Source organism: Caulobacter sp. GW821-FHT12A07 (assembly GCF_058807655.1).
Genome location: NZ_JBXAQX010000006.1, coordinates 82,359 through 98,394 on the forward strand (window position 1 = coordinate 82,359; position 16,036 = coordinate 98,394).

20 protein-coding genes are annotated in these 16,036 nt (G+C 68.0%); 3 read left to right on the forward strand and 17 right to left on the reverse strand.

Going from position 1 to position 16,036, the window contains the following annotated elements; translation table 11 throughout:
- Positions 1–5 precede the first annotated feature (5 nt).
- On the forward strand, positions 6–2,447 hold the full coding sequence (locus AC1RRS_RS14065) for a S9 family peptidase (RefSeq protein ID WP_492855695.1): 2,442 nt from the start codon (positions 6–8) through the stop codon (positions 2,445–2,447).
- On the opposite strand, the gene AC1RRS_RS14070 is transcribed toward AC1RRS_RS14065, so the two are convergent.
- From AC1RRS_RS14070 to AC1RRS_RS14080, 3 genes are all read right to left on the reverse strand, one after another.
- Positions 2,412–4,169: an asparagine synthase-related protein gene (locus tag AC1RRS_RS14070; protein WP_492855696.1), complete on the reverse strand. Its 1,758-nt coding sequence runs from the start codon at positions 4,167–4,169 to the stop codon at positions 2,412–2,414. The two genes, AC1RRS_RS14065 and AC1RRS_RS14070, sit on opposite strands and share 36 nt — an antisense overlap.
- Position 4,170: 1 nt before the next feature.
- Positions 4,171–4,806: a lasso peptide biosynthesis B2 protein gene (locus AC1RRS_RS14075; RefSeq protein ID WP_492855697.1), complete on the reverse strand. Its 636-nt coding sequence runs from the start codon at positions 4,804–4,806 to the stop codon at positions 4,171–4,173.
- A 475-nt stretch (positions 4,807–5,281) separates the two neighbouring features.
- Complete coding sequence (locus tag AC1RRS_RS14080) at positions 5,282–5,917, reverse strand: GntR family transcriptional regulator (protein ID WP_487290711.1); 636 nt, start codon at positions 5,915–5,917, stop codon at positions 5,282–5,284.
- 309 nt (positions 5,918–6,226) lie between these two features.
- Between AC1RRS_RS14080 and AC1RRS_RS14085 the strand changes: the two genes are divergently transcribed.
- The gene (locus AC1RRS_RS14085) at positions 6,227–6,730 is read left to right on the forward strand and encodes a hypothetical protein (RefSeq protein WP_487290710.1); all 504 of its coding nucleotides are present in this window, start codon (positions 6,227–6,229) and stop codon (positions 6,728–6,730) included.
- Here AC1RRS_RS14085 and AC1RRS_RS14090 read toward each other — a convergent pair.
- The 14 genes from AC1RRS_RS14090 to AC1RRS_RS14155 form a co-directional block, all read right to left on the reverse strand.
- A complete protein-coding gene (locus AC1RRS_RS14090; RefSeq protein WP_492855699.1) occupies positions 6,725–8,536 on the reverse strand; it encodes a relaxase/mobilization nuclease domain-containing protein in 1,812 nt (603 codons plus the stop codon). The genes AC1RRS_RS14085 and AC1RRS_RS14090 overlap by 6 nt on opposite strands.
- Positions 8,537–8,642: 106 nt before the next feature.
- Positions 8,643–9,194, reverse strand: coding sequence for a lytic transglycosylase domain-containing protein (locus AC1RRS_RS14095; protein WP_492855701.1), 552 nt, complete (start codon positions 9,192–9,194; stop codon positions 8,643–8,645).
- Entirely contained in the window at positions 9,191–9,628 is a 438-nt protein-coding gene (locus tag AC1RRS_RS14100) for a S26 family signal peptidase (RefSeq protein ID WP_492855703.1), read from the reverse strand. The genes AC1RRS_RS14095 and AC1RRS_RS14100 overlap by 4 nt, the downstream gene beginning before the upstream one ends.
- A 74-nt stretch (positions 9,629–9,702) precedes the next feature.
- Positions 9,703–10,170, reverse strand: coding sequence for a DUF2840 domain-containing protein (locus AC1RRS_RS14105; protein ID WP_487290706.1), 468 nt, complete (start codon positions 10,168–10,170; stop codon positions 9,703–9,705).
- Positions 10,167–10,388, reverse strand: coding sequence for a hypothetical protein (locus AC1RRS_RS14110; protein WP_487290705.1), 222 nt, complete (start codon positions 10,386–10,388; stop codon positions 10,167–10,169). The genes AC1RRS_RS14105 and AC1RRS_RS14110 overlap by 4 nt, the downstream gene beginning before the upstream one ends.
- The gene (gene parA / locus AC1RRS_RS14115) at positions 10,385–11,023 is read right to left on the reverse strand and encodes a ParA family partition ATPase (RefSeq protein WP_492855704.1); all 639 of its coding nucleotides are present in this window, start codon (positions 11,021–11,023) and stop codon (positions 10,385–10,387) included. The genes AC1RRS_RS14110 and parA overlap by 4 nt, the downstream gene beginning before the upstream one ends.
- Positions 11,020–12,063 carry a replication initiator protein A gene (locus tag AC1RRS_RS14120; protein ID WP_492855705.1) on the reverse strand — a complete coding sequence of 348 codons (1,044 nt, stop codon included), beginning with the start codon at positions 12,061–12,063 and terminating at the stop codon, positions 11,020–11,022. The genes parA and AC1RRS_RS14120 overlap by 4 nt, the downstream gene beginning before the upstream one ends.
- Positions 12,064–12,065: 2 nt before the next feature.
- Entirely contained in the window at positions 12,066–12,338 is a 273-nt protein-coding gene (locus AC1RRS_RS14125) for a helix-turn-helix transcriptional regulator (RefSeq protein ID WP_492855706.1), read from the reverse strand.
- Positions 12,339–12,461: 123 nt separating this feature from the next.
- Positions 12,462–12,782, reverse strand: coding sequence for a DUF2285 domain-containing protein (locus AC1RRS_RS14130; RefSeq protein WP_492855708.1), 321 nt, complete (start codon positions 12,780–12,782; stop codon positions 12,462–12,464).
- Positions 12,783–12,975: 193 nt separating this feature from the next.
- Positions 12,976–13,173, reverse strand: coding sequence for a transcriptional regulator domain-containing protein (locus AC1RRS_RS14135; protein WP_487290700.1), 198 nt, complete (start codon positions 13,171–13,173; stop codon positions 12,976–12,978).
- A gap of 107 nt (positions 13,174–13,280) precedes the next feature.
- Positions 13,281–13,547 (reverse strand): DNA -binding domain-containing protein, encoded by a 267-nt coding sequence (locus AC1RRS_RS14140; RefSeq protein WP_492855709.1) that lies wholly within the window; start codon positions 13,545–13,547, stop codon positions 13,281–13,283.
- A gap of 106 nt (positions 13,548–13,653) precedes the next feature.
- Positions 13,654–13,992, reverse strand: a complete 339-nt coding sequence (locus AC1RRS_RS14145; RefSeq protein ID WP_492855711.1) for a DUF736 domain-containing protein — start codon at positions 13,990–13,992, stop codon at positions 13,654–13,656.
- Positions 13,993–14,247: 255 nt separating this feature from the next.
- Positions 14,248–14,622 carry a hypothetical protein gene (locus AC1RRS_RS14150; protein WP_492855712.1) on the reverse strand — a complete coding sequence of 125 codons (375 nt, stop codon included), beginning with the start codon at positions 14,620–14,622 and terminating at the stop codon, positions 14,248–14,250.
- The gene (locus tag AC1RRS_RS14155) at positions 14,615–14,854 is read right to left on the reverse strand and encodes a hypothetical protein (RefSeq protein WP_492855713.1); all 240 of its coding nucleotides are present in this window, start codon (positions 14,852–14,854) and stop codon (positions 14,615–14,617) included. The genes AC1RRS_RS14150 and AC1RRS_RS14155 overlap by 8 nt, the downstream gene beginning before the upstream one ends.
- Before the next feature lie 262 nt (positions 14,855–15,116).
- Between AC1RRS_RS14155 and AC1RRS_RS14160 the strand changes: the two genes are divergently transcribed.
- A complete protein-coding gene (locus AC1RRS_RS14160) occupies positions 15,117–16,013 on the forward strand; it encodes a bacteriophage abortive infection AbiH family protein (RefSeq protein ID WP_492855715.1) in 897 nt (298 codons plus the stop codon).
- Positions 16,014–16,036 lie beyond the last annotated feature (23 nt).

Below are 16,036 nucleotides of genomic sequence, written 5' to 3' on the forward strand. Positions count from 1 at the left end.
CACCCATGCGACAGCTTCTCGCGGTCGTGGCGCTGTGCTGCGCCCTGGCCAGCTCGCCCAGTCGGGCCGAGCCCTATACGATCAACGACCTCCTCGACGCCGAGACCCTGGTCACCACCCTGGCCTCGCCCGATGGGCGCTGGGTGGTTGTGCAGACCTATGCGGGCCAGGCCCATGCGCCGCGGTTCGACTATGACGCCGCCTACTATCTGGCCACCAGCCGACTGCGCGTCATCGACCTGACGAAAGCCGCGCCAGCGGCGTTCCTGATCCCGCCGGACCGCAACACCGGTTTCGTGCCGGGACCGTTCTCGCCCTCTGGCCAACGGATGCTCGTCCACCGCGTCCGCGACCATCACTGGGAGACGGGGGTGATCGACCTGTTCAGCCGGAAGGTTCGCTGGTTTGGCCTGGGCGTGGACTTCTCGGTCCAGGGACGAACGGCCGCCTGGCGGGGAGAAACGGAGATCATCGCGATCACCCATCCGACGGATAGGCCGCACCTGCTCTTGAGGCGCGGGTCGGAACCGCCCGCCACCCTGGCGGCGCGCTGGCGCGCCACGGCGATCGATGGCGGCCCATCGGCCACGATGATCGGCTCGGGGCGGTACTTGAGCCGCGGCGGATCAAACATCCCAGCCACGCTGGTGCGGCTCGACGTCGAGACCGGCAAGGCCTCGTCCCTGGCCAAGGGCGATTTCCTCTATCTCGAACTGGCGCCGAACGGACGGTACGTCGCGGCGGTCAAGGAGGGCGCCGACACCCAGCCGAGCGCGCTGGAGCCCGTAACCGGCGGCACAGCGATGCGGCGTCGCGATCTCGTCGTCGTCGACCTGGAGACCAAGCAGGTTCTCGCGCCTTGCCCGTCCTGCGATCTGTCACCGTTTCTGCTGTCGTGGGCGCCGAGCGGGGACCGGCTGTTGATCCATGCCAGGCGCCCAGGCCAAGCCGTGCAGGAAGGGCGCCTGGCGGTGATCTCCCCGGCCCGAGCGGGCGCCGATGCGGTGTCCTGGCTCCTCGGCTTTCGCCCAACCATGGGCCGCACCAATGAGGGCTTCGAGCTGATCCAGGCCGGCTGGCTGGCCGACCTTCCTGTCGCCTGGGGCGCGCCGGACGCTGCTTCCTCCTCGGCCGCCAGCGCCTGGTGGCGCCTTCGGGGGGCGGGGCCAATCGCTCCGCTGCCGGCCGGAGCGGAAAAGGCGGCGCGTCTTTATCAGACGCCGGGCGAGGACCTGTTGGCGCTCGATGGCGATCGACTCCTGGCCATTGATGCTCGGAGCGGTCAGGCCAAGCCGGTGCTCGAGGGCTTTACGCCGATCAGAGCGCCCTCAAGCCAGATCTCCGGTCTGGATTTCGCGCGCGCCGGCTCCGAACCCAACCTTGTCGGCGTCGCCAAGGGGCGGCTCGTGCGCATTGCATCCGGCACGGTCGAGGACTTCGGGCCAGCGCCCGCCGCTCTGAACCTGATCACAGTTCGCGGCGCGGCCGTCACCCTCGAGCGCGACGATCACGGCGTCCAGACGCTATCCATTGTCGATCACGGACAGCGCCGGGCCGCGGCGGTGCTCAATCCGCAGTTCGCCACGCGCGACCTCAACCTCGTCAAGCCGGTGAAGCATCGCGCTCCAGATGGCTTGGAAGTCACCAGTTGGTTGATGCTGCCGCCAGGCTGGAAGCCCGGCGATCGGCCGCCGATCGTGGTCGTGCCCTATCCGAGCCGAAGCCACTTCTCGGCGTCGAAGCCGCCATCGGACCTGCTGCCGGGTCTGGCCGTGACCAATATCTCCGCCCAGCTGATCGCGGCGCGTGGCTATGCGGTTCTCTATCCGAGCCTGGTGCGCAGCCCAACGGACGACCCTGGCGAAGGCATGGCTTCGGCCATTCTCACCGCCGTCGATGCGGTCGGCGCCGCCGGACTGGCCGACGCTGATCGCGTGGCCCTCTGGGGCCATAGCTTCGGCGGCTACATCGTCCTGTCGGCCGCGACACAGTCGCCAAGGTTCAAGGCGGTCATCGCCTCGGCCGGCATCACCGACCAGTTCAGCGCCTGGGGGCAGGTTCGCGGCAACGCAGCGCGCACGCGCCCGGAGGAGGGGTTCGTCTTCAACGCCGGCACGGGGTATCTGGAGACGGGCCAGATGCGTGTGGGCGCTCCGCCGTGGGTCGCGCCACACCGCTATATCCGCGCCAGCCCCTATCTCAACGCCGACAGGATCACCGCGCCGGTGCTGCTGATCTACGGTGATCTCGACGGCTACGGCGCCACCCAGGGCGAGGAGATGTTCTCGGCCTTCTATCGCCTGGGCAAGGACGCCAAGCTTCTGACCTTCTGGGGCGAAGGCCATGTGGTTCTGGCCCCTGAAAACATCCGCCGGCTCTATGCTGAAAGCTTCGCCTTCCTGGATCAGGCGCTAGATGTTCCCGTACCCGAGGCGAACAAGCCGTGAGCGCCAGGACCGCACCCAAAGCTCCATGACGACCATGCCGATGATGTCGCGGTAGGGATCGCTCCAGATCAGATGCTCCGGCGTGAGCATCGCGTCGACCACGTCGCGGCGTAGAAGGCCGGCCTCGGCCAAGGCGCCGTCCAGCAAGAGGTCGCGCAGCTGCGGCAGGTCGCGCGCGAGGGCCTGGCCGTAGTGCCGGCTAAGGTCGCCCTTGGAGCGACGGTCTCGCACCAGCGAGGGCAAGCGGTCGGCGAAGGCGGCGCGGGCGAAGGCGCGATCGTCACCGCCCTGCGTCAGGGTGAGCGACGACAAGCTCAGGGTCGCTTCCATGACGGGCTGGGCCAACAGCGGGTTGACGACGTCGGCCACGCTCGAACGCGCCGAACGGCCCGTCACCAGCAGCACGCGGGCCAAGCCTTCGACCTGCGCGCGCTTGGTCGGCGTCAACCCCTTCAACGCCTTGCGCCACAGCGGCGGGGGGCGGCGCCGGGCCGCCGTGATCGCGACCGCAGTCAGGTGTCGCGGCGGTGGCGATGTTGGGTGGCCAAGCCCGACAGCGCCCGCCAAGCCAAGACGTGTGACCCGCCAGACCGAGGTCTGGGCGCGGCGCGCGATCTCCATCAGGGCCTTGGGCCGCCAACGCCATGGCGGTGTGTGACGCAAGTAGTCGCCGCCGAGCCATCGGCTGCCGCCCTGCATGAAGACGACATCGCCGCCCAGACCGGTGACGATCTGCGCCACACCAAGATCGCGACAGCGTCTTGCCAGATCCTGATCGTAGGCCGCATCGACCAGCCGAAAGCTCGGACGAGCGCTGGGGCTGCCGTGCTCCAGGCCGCCAAGATCGACACCGGCATCGGCCTTGACCGCCTCGGTCAGCACAAACCCGTTCTGGCGGGCCACGGCGCGCGCGAAGGTCCGCTCATCGCCATGAGGATCGACGACATGATAGTTGAGCCACCCCCGCACGTCGGTCCGCGCCCTGACGAGGCTGGAGGCGACGATCGCGGAATCGAGACCGCCCGACACTTCCGCCAGGGTCGATCTTCGCCCGGTCAGCGCGGCGATCGTTCTGTCGATCACCGCGACGAGCCCGACTTGACGATCCACCGCGTCATCCAGGGCCAGACGCGCGAACCGGTCTGGCCGCCAGATCAGCGTTTCGGCCTTGTCGCCGCCCAGCTTCCGGAGGCCGCCCGGGGTGATCGTGGTCAGCCCGACCAGCGGCGTCGCGCCGGCTAGGTGCATTCGGTCGCAGAGCGCAGCGCCGACGACCGCCCAGTCGATGGCCAGCGCCCTGGGCGCGGCGTGATCGAGATCGGCAAGCAGGTCCGACGCGACGATGCCCACGCCGTCCCGTCGCCAGGCGATCGCGTCGAGCCCGCCGGACGGGTCGCGATAGACGGCCTCGGCCAAGCCGTGCGCCCCCCGGAAGATCGCGGCATAGCGGCCCCACCCACCCTGGCTCAGTTGGTGCGACGTGACGGACGGATCGCCACGGATCTGTTCGACATCGTCGCCCCAGAAGTCGCCGATGAGGACGAGGCGTCCGCCTTGAAGGATGCGCACGGCTGGCGGCCGGTCCAAGGGCACAAGCAGCAACAGGCCAGGCTCGCGCGCTTCCAGGCGCCATGACGACGCTAGGGGCGCGGCGATCGCTTCGGCCTGGGCGCCAGCCGCGAGGTCCGACGTATCCCAGGTGAGCATGACGTAGTCGCGCATGTCAGACGACCATGATCGGCGTGTAGGCGATCAAGCGCTCGGCCCGGTCATCGAGCACCGTGTCACCGATCTGCAGCCAGCAATGAGCCTCGAAGGACCAGGTCTTGACGCCGAACACCCAGTCCGCGTCGAAACCGGCCTGTCGCAGGAAGATCAGCAACAGGAAGGCGCGATAGAGGCAGACGCCGGGAAACGGCGCCAGGGGCAGAAGCCTGCGAAAGAGCGCGACACGCCGCACAAGATCCGCGCTGATCTCTCGAGGCGGCGCCGTCTGACGATGCTTGGCGGCATATGTGATCAGTTCGGCGAAAGGTCGTCGGTAGTAACGTCGCAGCATCACGCCATAGGCGGCCACGGCGTCCAGAAGCTCCCGCGTCGCCAGCCTGGGCGACGGCGGCGATCCAAGATCAAGGCTCGCCCGCGGAGGCGGTGCGCGACGAAGAGGGTCGGGCTCTCCAAGCAGTGCGAGGTCCGAAAGATCCGCCGCGAGATCGGCGTCGAGGATCTCCAGATCCGACCCGGACGGGCTGAAAGCGTCCGCGCCGTTGGGCAGGCAGAAGTACTCGCCCTTGCGGGTATCGAGCAACACGATGTCCTGGCCCAGGCGCGCGCCATGGACCCAGCCAGCCAAATGCATGTGTCTTTCCGGCAGTGCGGGTTTACGGCAAAGCGCGGCGGCGGCCCGCAGGCGCGCCGCCGCGATAGATCAGCCGGCGAACTCGCGCGGCTGCATGTTCAGCTCGATGCTGAAGTTGAAGCCCCCGCGGGTCAGGCGCTTGGCCGAACCCAGGCGAACGATGGTGGTGGTCTTGTCCTTGGATCGCATGATGCGCTCCTCAGCGAGGCGCCCGAACGGACGCGCGTTGATGTCAGGAACGGTCGCTGACCGGGGCGGCCAGCGCCCGGGATGATCAGCCGGCGACCTGCTTGGGCTCCAGGTTGATCTCGAGGCTGACGGTGCCGTCGCCCTTGGTCAGGCGCTTGGCGTCGCCGACGCGGACGAGGCGGAACTTACGGGTCTTGGTCATGACACGCTCCATATCAGTGTTGATCGCACAATCGCGACAACACATCAGGCGCATCCACCACCCTGCATTGATAGTATATTGGGCCTATAACCGGGATATATTCGCACGAGCTCGCAGGGCGCGGACGACATCGCCAGCGCGCTGCCGACGGACCTCATGCAGGGCGTCGATCGCCCCCTGAACCGCGCCGCCGCCGCCGCGCCCCGCGGCGAGAAGGCCCAGAAGCTCCTCTCGGACGGGAAAGATCTGCGCTTCCACGACGATGGCGGGGGCCAAGCGATCGGCGGTCTGTCGGTAGGCTTCCTGGAGGGCGCGATTGCCCGCCTGAGCGATGATCCGATCAAAGTGCAAACCAAGCTGTTCTCCCTGGCCGATCGGATCCTCGGCCGCTGGGACGGTGTCATGAAGTTCTGACCTCGGCGCGGCCGAAAGGGCGTCGACGAGGTAGAGACGCCGCATGCTGTAGAGTTCGACCAGATCGGCGACGTCGAGGCGACGGGCGAAGTAGCCTCGGCCTCTCTGGTCCTCGATCAGCCCCTCTCCCGCCAACCGGGAAAGGGCCTCGCGCACCGGTGTCGCGCTCAGACCCAGATCATCGGCCAGCTCGGTGATGGTCAATGGCTCGCCCAGCACCAGGTCGCCCGCGCGGATACGGTGGCGTAGAGCGCCGAGGGCGGCTGTGAAGGGGTCCCTGGCTTTACCGGGCGACGAAATTCTCACGCGTGTCTCCAGACAACGAAAGCGCACGCCAGTTCATCGCTTCGCTACGCCACCATTACACAAATAGTCGCACAACCTTCATCGTTCAACCGCAAGATATATTCGGTATATTATACCTATGCGCAGGATATTTGCGCCAATACGCAATATATTTGCGCACCACCATTTGCGATTTACTTGATAGTGCAGTGACCGGCGAGATCCCACGGTGGCGCGAGCCATTCCCTTGGGCTTCCGGGCGGGTTGTGGCTATCGCCGATCACCAAAGCCTTGCTACACCTTCAGGTAGATTGCGTATGCGTGGGCTGAATGACGGATAAGGACCCCGACAGCAAAAAGCGCGCTCATCTTCTGTCTCGCGCCCTGAAGGCGGTTCGCGGCGTTCGCAGCGGCGCCAAGTCACGCGATCTGGCGGCCGCCTTGGGCTTGTCCTTGCGGGGCTACCAGCATTTCGAGGCCGGCGGCGGCCAGCTCAATGTCGACCATGTCCTCAGGTTCGGCGCCGCCCTCGATTGCGACCCCATAGGCGTCCTGGCAGCGGTGCAGATCGGCCGACCGGAGTTCGCCGCCTATGTCGCTCAGAACAAGGCGATGGTGGCCTTGATGATCACGCTGCAGGAGTTCGTCGAGGACGCCGGCGAGGATATCGCGCGGCTTGAGACCACGACCTTCGTCTCGGCCTACCGGGCGATGTTCCAAGATCTGTCTCGCCAGGCCAAGGCCGCGCGGGAGCAGAATGACGCTTGGGTCGCCAAGAACGCCGGACGGGTGGGACTGCCCGTCGCCCCTGACGAGGACGAGGACGGATCATAGACCAAGACCACGGGCGCGCCCCGGCTCGAATGTCACCTCGCCCCCAATCGCGACACGCCCCATGACGGTGCGGCCCAGATGAGGCTCGAGGCCCGGACGCCAGGGCGCGAGGCGAAAGCCCAATCCGTCCTCGATCATGGCAAAGCGCCCGGACGCCAGGTCGAGGCGCCGGCGATAGACCCCGGCGAAGGTCTCGCCCGCCTGAGCCTCGGCAAGCGGGGACAAGCCGGTCTCGCCGGCGATCCGCGCACGGACCGCCTCTAGCTCTCGGGTCTGAAGCGTCGCCAGAAGGCGGGGGGCGAATGTCACCCGCCCGTCGCGCCGCTCAGCCAGCCCCCGCGCGAGCAGGACCTCGATCCGGCTTTCCGCAGCGGCGGTCGCTTCGGCGCCGAAGCCAGCTTCGCCTCCGCCCTGCGCCTGCCGCAGGATCCGCCGGTCCAGCCAGGTCGCCCCCTCGGCGTGGATCTGGCCGTCGAGCGACAAGTCACTGCGGATCGCCAGGGACCGGGTGCGCGCGCTTGGAGGCGCGCGCAATTCCACGATCGCCCCCGGGCGGGCGTCGCCCGTGTCTTCCAGGTCGGCGAAACCCAGATGATGCTGGCGACCGTCCAGACCATCAATGATCGCATAGGCCGATCCTGTCAGCTCGTCGCGCAGACCGCGCTCGACCAGTCGGCCGACGACCGGCTGGGCGGCCTGGTCGTCGTGGATCACGAAGCGTCCGGGCTCCACCGCTCGTCCCTCGCCCGCCATGGCCCGATGGAGGGTCTTGATGATGTCGCCCCGGATGGAGAGGTCGCGTAGTCGCGCTTCGAGATCGGGCGCCAGTCGCCAACGGGCGGGCCCGAGCGGTTCGGCCAGGCCCAGCTTCTGCAGGTGCGACGCACGCCCCAAGGCGCGCCGGCCGTCATCTGGATCGCCCGCCTGGCGACGCAGGTCCAGCCGTCCATCGTCGTCGGCCTTGCGGACGAGACCGCGGTCCAGACCGGTCCAGCGGTCTGCGGCGATCTCTGCGTCCAGGCCTTTGGCGATCTCACGCGCCGTGCGCGGACCAAGCTCCAAGGTGACGAGATCCTGAGCCCGGCCGCGCAAGCCCTGAGCGAGGTAGTCGCCGGCGATCACCAGGTCGCGCCCCTGCGCCCGCCCGCGAACCAGAACATGAAGGTGGGGATTGTCGGTGTTCCAATGATCGACAGCCACCCAGTCCAACCGCGCGCCGAGGTCCTGCTCGGCGCGCGCCATGAGGTCACGGGCAAAGCCGCGAAGATCCGACATCGCCGGCGCATCCTCCGGCGAGATGATGAAGCGGAAATGGTGGCGATCGTCCTGGCAGCGCGCGGCGAAAGCGGCGACATCGGCGCGCTCACCGGTCGCGTCGAACATGGCGGCCTTCTCGCCGTCGCGCGTGACGCCTTCACGCTCGAGATAGGCGATATGCCTGGCCAAGGGCGCGGCCCGAAAGCGGCTTCCCCGATGGCGCACCACTCGGGTCTTGACGACCACGCGACGGCGACTGGCCGTCAGGTTGGCGCTGCGCCCCGCGCCACGCGCCAGTCCGCCGCGCGCGACGGCGCGGCCCCGTCGCGCGCCCGCGCCCGGATCGTTGGCTAGGGCCGCCGCGCGCTTGACCTGGCCGAGGAAGGAGCCGGTCGAGAGCCCGCCCCGTTCGGCCCGGCTGCGTCCCGGTCGCACCAGAAAATCGTCGTCGAACTCACTCACGAGGCCACCGATGGCGCGGGGCGATCTGAAATCCTTGAGCAAATCTCGCCGTGCGCCAGCCGGCTCCGAGCGCAGACGGCGTTGCAACCCCAAGTCCCACAACGCCTCGCGCGCACACCGACGGCGGTGCTTTTATCTGGCCATCGCCTTTGCCTTCTCCAGGACGCGCCAAGATCCGATCGGATCATGAGGTTCATCGGCTCCTCTCAACGAAGAGCGCCTGGGGCGGCGAGCGCCAGCGCGCCGACCAGGCGGGTGGAAACAGGCCCGCCGCGCGCCAATCCGCAGACCCCGGCGCGCCGGCGATCCGATCGCGCAGCTTGGCGACATAGGCCACGGTCTCAGGCGGCAGAGGCCGGCCGCTCAAGCTCTGCTCATAGCGGCCCGGCCCTGCGTTGTAGGCCGACAGAAAGCCCTCGCGCCCATAGCGGTCGAGCAACCAGCGCAGGTACGCCGTCCCAGCCAACACGTTGTCTTCCGGGTCGAACGGATCCTCGCCCAGGCCCAGTTGCGATCGCAGGTCCGACCAGGTGCCCGGCATCAGCTGCATCAGGCCCATGGCGCCGGCCGGCGAAACGGCGCGCCGGTCGCCGCCGCTCTCGACCTGGATCACCGCTTCGATCAGTCTGGGCTCCAGATCAAAGCGCTCGGCGGCGCGCAGGACCGCCGCCTGGTGGGCCATGGCCAGGCCTGGCCAAACAGCCAGCAGTCCAGCGAGCAGGAGCGGAGCGATCCGTCCCTTCATGGCGCGCCAACCTGAGCGCTCGATGGCCAGGTCCAGACGGGACGGGCCACGCCGCGCACAGACGCCAGCGGGGTGGGTCCCAGGTAGCGGCCGTCGAAGCTGCCTTCGACGGTGGAGACGACGAAGATCTCATCGGCGGCGAGCTTGCGGCAACCGCGCCATTGCGGAAGCAACCGGCCAGCGCCGTCGTGGTCACGGACGCGCACCAACGCCGTCCCGTTGACCACCAGCCGGTCGCCGATCCGGCAGACGCTCGCGCCAGGCAGGGCGGCGACAGGCTTGATCAGGGGCACGCCCCGGGGAAGCCATCCCGCCTCCGCCAGCCACGCTGCGGTCAGCGACGGCGGGTCAAAGACGACGAGGTCGCCGACCTTCGGCGCGGCCTGGGTGAGGCGATAAAGGCCGACCGGCACGCTGGCGGTGGCGTTCCACAAGAGGCCCGGCGGGAGCGGACGCCATGCCAGAAGCAGACAGGCCCCGCCACCTAGGGCAAGCACCCACCGCCTCATCACGAGGCCTGCAGTCGCAGCAACCAGGCGCGATGGCGCGCCCGATCATAGGCCCTGGGCGCCTGGCCAGATTGCAGCCGATTTTGAACATGACCCCAGTAGGCTGGCGCGATGCGTTCGGGCGCGAACCCCGCGGCCTCTACCGCATCGATCGCCGCGAGCCCTCGCTGCACCCGTGTCCAGCCGCTGAACGCGGCCAGGACCTCCGCGCCGGGGCGAACGCCCGGACGGGTGGTGAAAGCCTGGCCCGGCGCGACGGCCCGGAGGATATCGAGGTCCGAGCTGGTCGTGCCGTAGTCGCCCCCCGACCAGCGCACGACGGCGAACACCGCCCCGGCCGCAAGTCGAACCGTGCGCCGGCGACGGTCATGACGCACCTCGTCGCAGACCGCGCCGAACCTGAGCCAATGCTCGATTTGCGCCGGCCGCCAGATCAGCTCGACCTCGGTCATCGCCAGCGCGGTCATGGCGCGGCGTCCGGAAATTCGCGGTCGAAGAGTTCGCGGACCATTTCGGCGACCGTCTGGCCCCGACCGAAGGCGGCGATCTTGATCCGCGCGCGGCAGGCGGGCGTGACATCGATCGTCAGGCGAGCGCTGTAGGCGGAGGGGCGCTCTGGCGCGTCGGCGGCCTTGACCCAGGCTTCGGCGGCGGCGGGTCGCGCGGCGAAGGATCTGTCGCTCATGGCGCGAGCCCTTCGATCTCGGCGGCGAGGGCCCGGATGTCGCGGGCGGCCAAGCCGTCGGGATCCAGTTCGCCGACGACCTGGCCGCTCTGCATGGCCTCAGCGAAAGCGACCCGCTGGCCGACGGCCTTCTCCAGGGCGAAGGGCTCCTCGCGCGCCAGAGCCGCCGTCGTCTCGCGCGCGATCACAGTTCGCGCCAGGCGACGATTGATCAGGAAGCGGGCCTTCAGCTGCGGCCGATAGAGCCGGGCCTCGGTGATGAGCCGCAGCATCTCGGCCGACGCCCAGCCGTCCAGCGGCGAGGGCTGGACGGGCACGAGGACAAGATCGGCCGCCAGCAGAGCCGAGCGCATCAGGGGGGCCACGCGGGGCGGACCATCGATGATCAGGTGATCCGCATGACGGGCCAGGCCTGGAACCTCCTGGTGCAGGGTCTCACGGGGTAGGCCGATGACACCGAAGGCGCGCGGCAGGCCGGCCTGTTGCCGCGCCTGGGCCCAGTCGAGGGCGGAGCCTTGCGGGTCGGCGTCGAGCAGGGTCACGCCGCGCCCCTGGCTCGCCCAGCAACCGGCGAGATTGATCGCCAGCGTGGTCTTGCCCACCCCGCCCTTCTGATTGAGAAGCGCGACGATCATGGCCGACCACCCTTCTGGGCGCGCGGCGCGACCTCGACCGGGTAAGAGTTAGACTCTGGGTTAGAATCCAAGTTACGGGCGGCGCAAACCCTTGCCTGGAAAGGCTCTTTAGGCTTGGCGTGCGCCTGATCTCCCGAGCCGCCTGCGCCTGATGTCACGTGCCTTGCCGCGCCTGATCTCACGACCCTGTCCACAGGCTCGCCCAGGGCGATTTCCACCACGGCCGGAACGATGCGCAGGCGCTCGGGGCCGTGCGCGCGGTCCAGAAAGAGCTGGTAGCCCGGCAAGGGCTGGCGGGCGACGATCCGGCGGATATCGAGGGCGAAGTCAGACGGCCGTGCGAGGCTGCCAGACTTGTGGTGCAGGTGGGACAGCTCGAAGACCCAGCCCTGAACCTGGCGACCGGCGTGCTTGCGCGCCACCCGATAGAGCCAGCGCTCAATGCCGCCCGTCAGGCGGAAATAGGCCGGATCGATGGTCAGGACCAAGGAGCGATCGACGACGCCGCGATAGAACCAGTCCGGTAGCACGATCTCCACGCCTTCGATGCGCCCGTCGCGCGTCGCGCGCTCTTCCCATTCGTTGATCCAGGAAAATTGCTGACGCCGCCAATGCTCGCCCTGACGAATGGTGGTGGCCACGACCGTGGACTGCAGGCGGCGCAAGGCGGCCTTGAACAGGCGATACTCGGTAGCGCCGGTCGCCCGACCCACGCCCGTCAGCAGCTGATAGGGGGTGAACTGCAGCCGACGCGACGTGCGCAGGCCGTGGTTCTCCGCATCGACGATCTGGGAGGCCGCCCAGATCAGCACGTCGGCATCCCAGATCGTGGCCATGCCATGCTCGGGCAGGCCATAGACCTGAACCTCGATCGCGCCGGCGCGGTAGAGGATCGGACGCGTCCGGCGCGACTTCGATAGCGAGAAGAACGGACGCTCCATCAGGTCGCGTTGATCGCGGGGCGTGGCGTCGCCGTTGACGACGATGAAGGGATCCAGGCGCTCGCGAGGGCGGATCGGGAAGTTCGGCGGACGTCCCATGCTCAGACCAGGCCCGTATTCGACACCGCCGCGTGGCGCTTGGCCGGCAAAACCTCGCCGACGCCCGGATCGGTGGTGGAGGTCTTGGCGCCGCGATCGGCCCAGGCCTGGAGGTCCTCGATGGCGTAGACCACGCGCCCGCCCAGTTTGCGGTAGGCCGGGCCAGTGCCGAAGGTGCGATGCTTTTCGAGCGTGCGGTGCGAGAGGCCAAGATAGGCGGCCGCCTGCTGGGTGCGAACAAAACGCGGCGCGCCGCTGGCGGGCGTGGCGGACATGGTCGAACTCCCTGGTCTCGTGGCGATGGCCGGGATGACCCCGCGCGGACTGGGGCAAGCTGGCGAGGTCGGACAGCGCCGGGGGAGTGCGAAGACGGCGGTGCGATTTTCGCACCCCCTGGGTCAGATCAGCAGGTCGCGATAACCGCCTTCGACCAGGGCCGCCCCGTCACGGGCCAGGCGCATGGTGGCGTCGCGCAGGGATGAGGACTTCCAGGGGGCGGCCGAGACACGGGTGTTGCCATAGAGCGCGATCGCGATGTCTCGGTAGGCGGCCCCGCCGCGTCGGCCGTCCAGCGTGCGAAGCATCGCCTTGAGCCGCAGGCGCCGCTGGCGGGTGAGCGGATCGGGTCGTGGCATACCGCCCTGCAGCTGTCGCCAAAGCCCTGCCAAGGCTTCCAGGCGATTGGGCAGGCTGGCGTCCAGAGGTAGGACCGCGGCCATCGGCGTTGCGGCGGCGTCGGCGGCCAACAGGAGCAGACGACTAAGACCCGGACCTGACCCGAGCGACCACCCGGCCTCGCCTGGCGCTCCATCGGGTGGAGGCAGGACCATGCCCGAGGCCGTCGGCGACGAGGCTAGCAGGATGAGGCCGGCGTCGTCTTCGGCGCGCCAGCGGACCTGGGCGTGATGAGCGTCAAGCGAAGGATCGACGGGGAAATCGCAACCCCCAGCGCGTCGTCCAGTCGGCCGCCCCGATGGCGGGCGCGGTCTGGAAATCCTTCTGATAGTCTGGGTTCCGGCGAAGATATTCCCAGGCCAGATCGGCGGCTGAAAGATCGTCCAGATAGTCGTAGGCTTCAGCGGATCGCCACCGAGACGCGTCTGGCGACATGAGCAACTCCGGCAAGGCTCACTCAGAGATTGAGCCTCGTGAGGGTCTTCCGTGGTCAGAGCACGCGGGTAGACCCGGCCGTGGGGACAGGTGATGCCACGCCGGCATCACTTACGGCCGGCGCTGGCCAACAGATCGCGATAGCCGGTTTGCGCCATCCAGCGCGCGCGCCGCAGATGCGCGTCATGGATCCGGTGGGCGCGGTCGGGATCGGCCTCGACGTCGAGACCCAAGATCACGGCCGCCGCCTCACGCCAATCAGCATGGGCGGCGGCGGCGTCCAACAGGCGCAGATAGGCCAGCAGGTGGACGCGATCGTAGTCGGTGACCTGCGGCTCGCAGATCGGCGTATCTCGAAGATCACCGTGGTCCATCGGGCCTCCCACTCCCGGCCGGGATGTCACCCTAGGGGAAAATACCAGGGAAGGGATGGCTCCTGCACGGCATCGGGCGATGCGTCTGCGGCATCGCCCTTGGAGGTCAGCCTGGTGCGCGGGGGCGGGGCTCCTCGCGCGCCTTGTCATCGGACTTGCGGATCCAGCTGAGCGCAAAGGGCTCCTCACCGGCCATCAGCCGCGCGTCCAGCGGCTCGGCCCAGGTCGGATCGTCGAGCTTGAGATTGAGGATGGCGCCGCTGGCCGCGTCGCTTGGCCGCCAGGCCGCGCCGCATTCGACATCGCCGACATAGGCGCGAAACTCCGGCGCGCGCGCCGAAATCTTCTCCACCGGCGTCAGGCGCACGGTGGCGTCCAGTTGCAGGGTGCTGAGCCGGCCGACGAAACCTTCGCCGTCGCGCCGGAAGTAGCCGATCGTGGTCATGGCGGATCCTTTTCTGAGGAGGTCGCGGCGACGGATCCAGCCTAGGGTGGGGGACCGCCAGATCACGTCGCCGCTCGCCCATCGGGGCGATCGCGAGGCGCTCGACCAAGTCGGCGGACCGTCTCGCGTCAGGACGATGACCGGCATGCTCCGCCCCTCGCAAGACGTCTCACACACCGATCGGGCAAAGACAGGCGCTGGCGCGGACTGGCGTAGGCGCCGCCGCCTGATCGCTTATGCGCACGCGCACGCGCGCTATCCGGGCGGCCGCCAGCCGTATCCATAGTCGGAAGGCCTCAAGCCCGCGTCCAAGAGCGCGTTGATCAGCGCCCAGCGCAACGGTTCGGCTTCTGGACCAGGATCGATCACCCCCGACATCCACATGGCCGGCGTCCGCGCGCCGCACTGCGGACAGGGCGTGCGCGCCTGGATCTGGGCCATGGTCAGGCCGAGCAGACCTCGCGCGCGTCCCAGCATGGTGTCGCGCCGCCAAGTCTTTGTCGCTCCGCAGACGGTGCAGCGAAAATGGATCTCCCAGTTTCGCTCCAAGGCCTCGACGAGACGCGCCGAAGCAAACCAGGTCTCCAGTTCGGCGATCTTGCGCCGCTGCCGATCGCTCAGCTCAGGCATCGCCGGGAGGCTCCACGCGGCGAACTGCGCGCCAGTGGGGCCAGGGGCGACCACTGACCTCCTCGACCTCGAACCACGCCTCTTCGCCCTCGAAGTCTGGAACCCGTTCCCGATCGATGAAGCTGTTGCGGCTGCGCTGGGCCCGGCGGGTTCCGCCCTCGAAGGTGAACATCAAGGTCTTGCCGTGACCCTCGCCGCCAAACTGGCGCACGCGCACTAGCTTGACGACCATCCTATGGATGACCCGCTCCGGCAAAGGGGCGTGCGTCGTCGCGCGCTTACGAACGCGTGGGGGCGGCATGGCGATCTCCTTGTTCCCGAAATGTTCTCAAGCCATCCCGCGACGGAGTCAATGTGCGCTTTGCCGCACGGCCTCTCCGTCGCCTGGTCTCGCCTGATGGAGGCACTGGGGGATTGCCTCACGCCGGACCATCTCGCCGCTCCGCCCTACCCGTGCCAAGTTCGGTCGGACACCACCCAGATGGGCGAGGACAATGTCCGCACCGAAGAAGCTCGACATCATCGGCAACGGCTTTGATCTTCACCATGCGATACCGTCAGCCTACAAGCAGTTTGGAGCTTATGTGGAAGGGGTTGACCGGGCCGTGTACCGGCTGATCGACCGCTATTTCTCTCTGGATGACAAATTCTGGGGTGAGTTTGAGACACGGCTCGCCGAGTTCGATGCCGACTTGGTCATGGACGACAATTCGGTCTACCTGGCGTCCTACGGGGCGGACGACTGGAGCGACGCTGGCCATCACGACTATGAGTACGAGATCGAGCAAACCGTCAGAGGCCTCTCGAAAACCCTAAGGGCGCACTTTGCCGACTGGGTGCGGGCGTTGCCCATCCCGCCTGCCTCAGCCGTTGCCAGACCCGTGCCGATCGACCCGACCGCGCTCTTCCTGACGTTCAACTACACGCCGACCCTACAACGCACCTACGGCGTGACCGAGACTCGCATCCTGCACATTCATGGCCGAAGCGTCGACGCGACCAGCGAACTCGTCCTGGGTCACGGCTGGGCGCGGCCAGCTGAAGAGCGTTTCTCGCCCGGGATCGACGAAGACACGGATGTGAGGGTGGCGGGCGGCTACCGTCTGCTGGACGACTACTTCGATAGCACCTTCAAGCCCACCGCACGGATCATCGCCGACAACGTGGCGTTCTTCGACGCCTTGTCGGCCGTGGAGGACATACGCGTGATGGGCCATTCGCTGATGTCGGTGGACGCTCCATATTTTGAGGCGATCATCGATCGCATCGACCTCTCGCGCGTCCACTGGAAGATCAGCGTCTATGATGATCCAGATGGCGTGCGCGCACGCGCCGCCGCAGCGGGCATTCCGCCGGCAAGATCGCAATTCCTGGCGTTGAGCGATTTTTGAAACGGGTGGACGGAGCGTTGCCA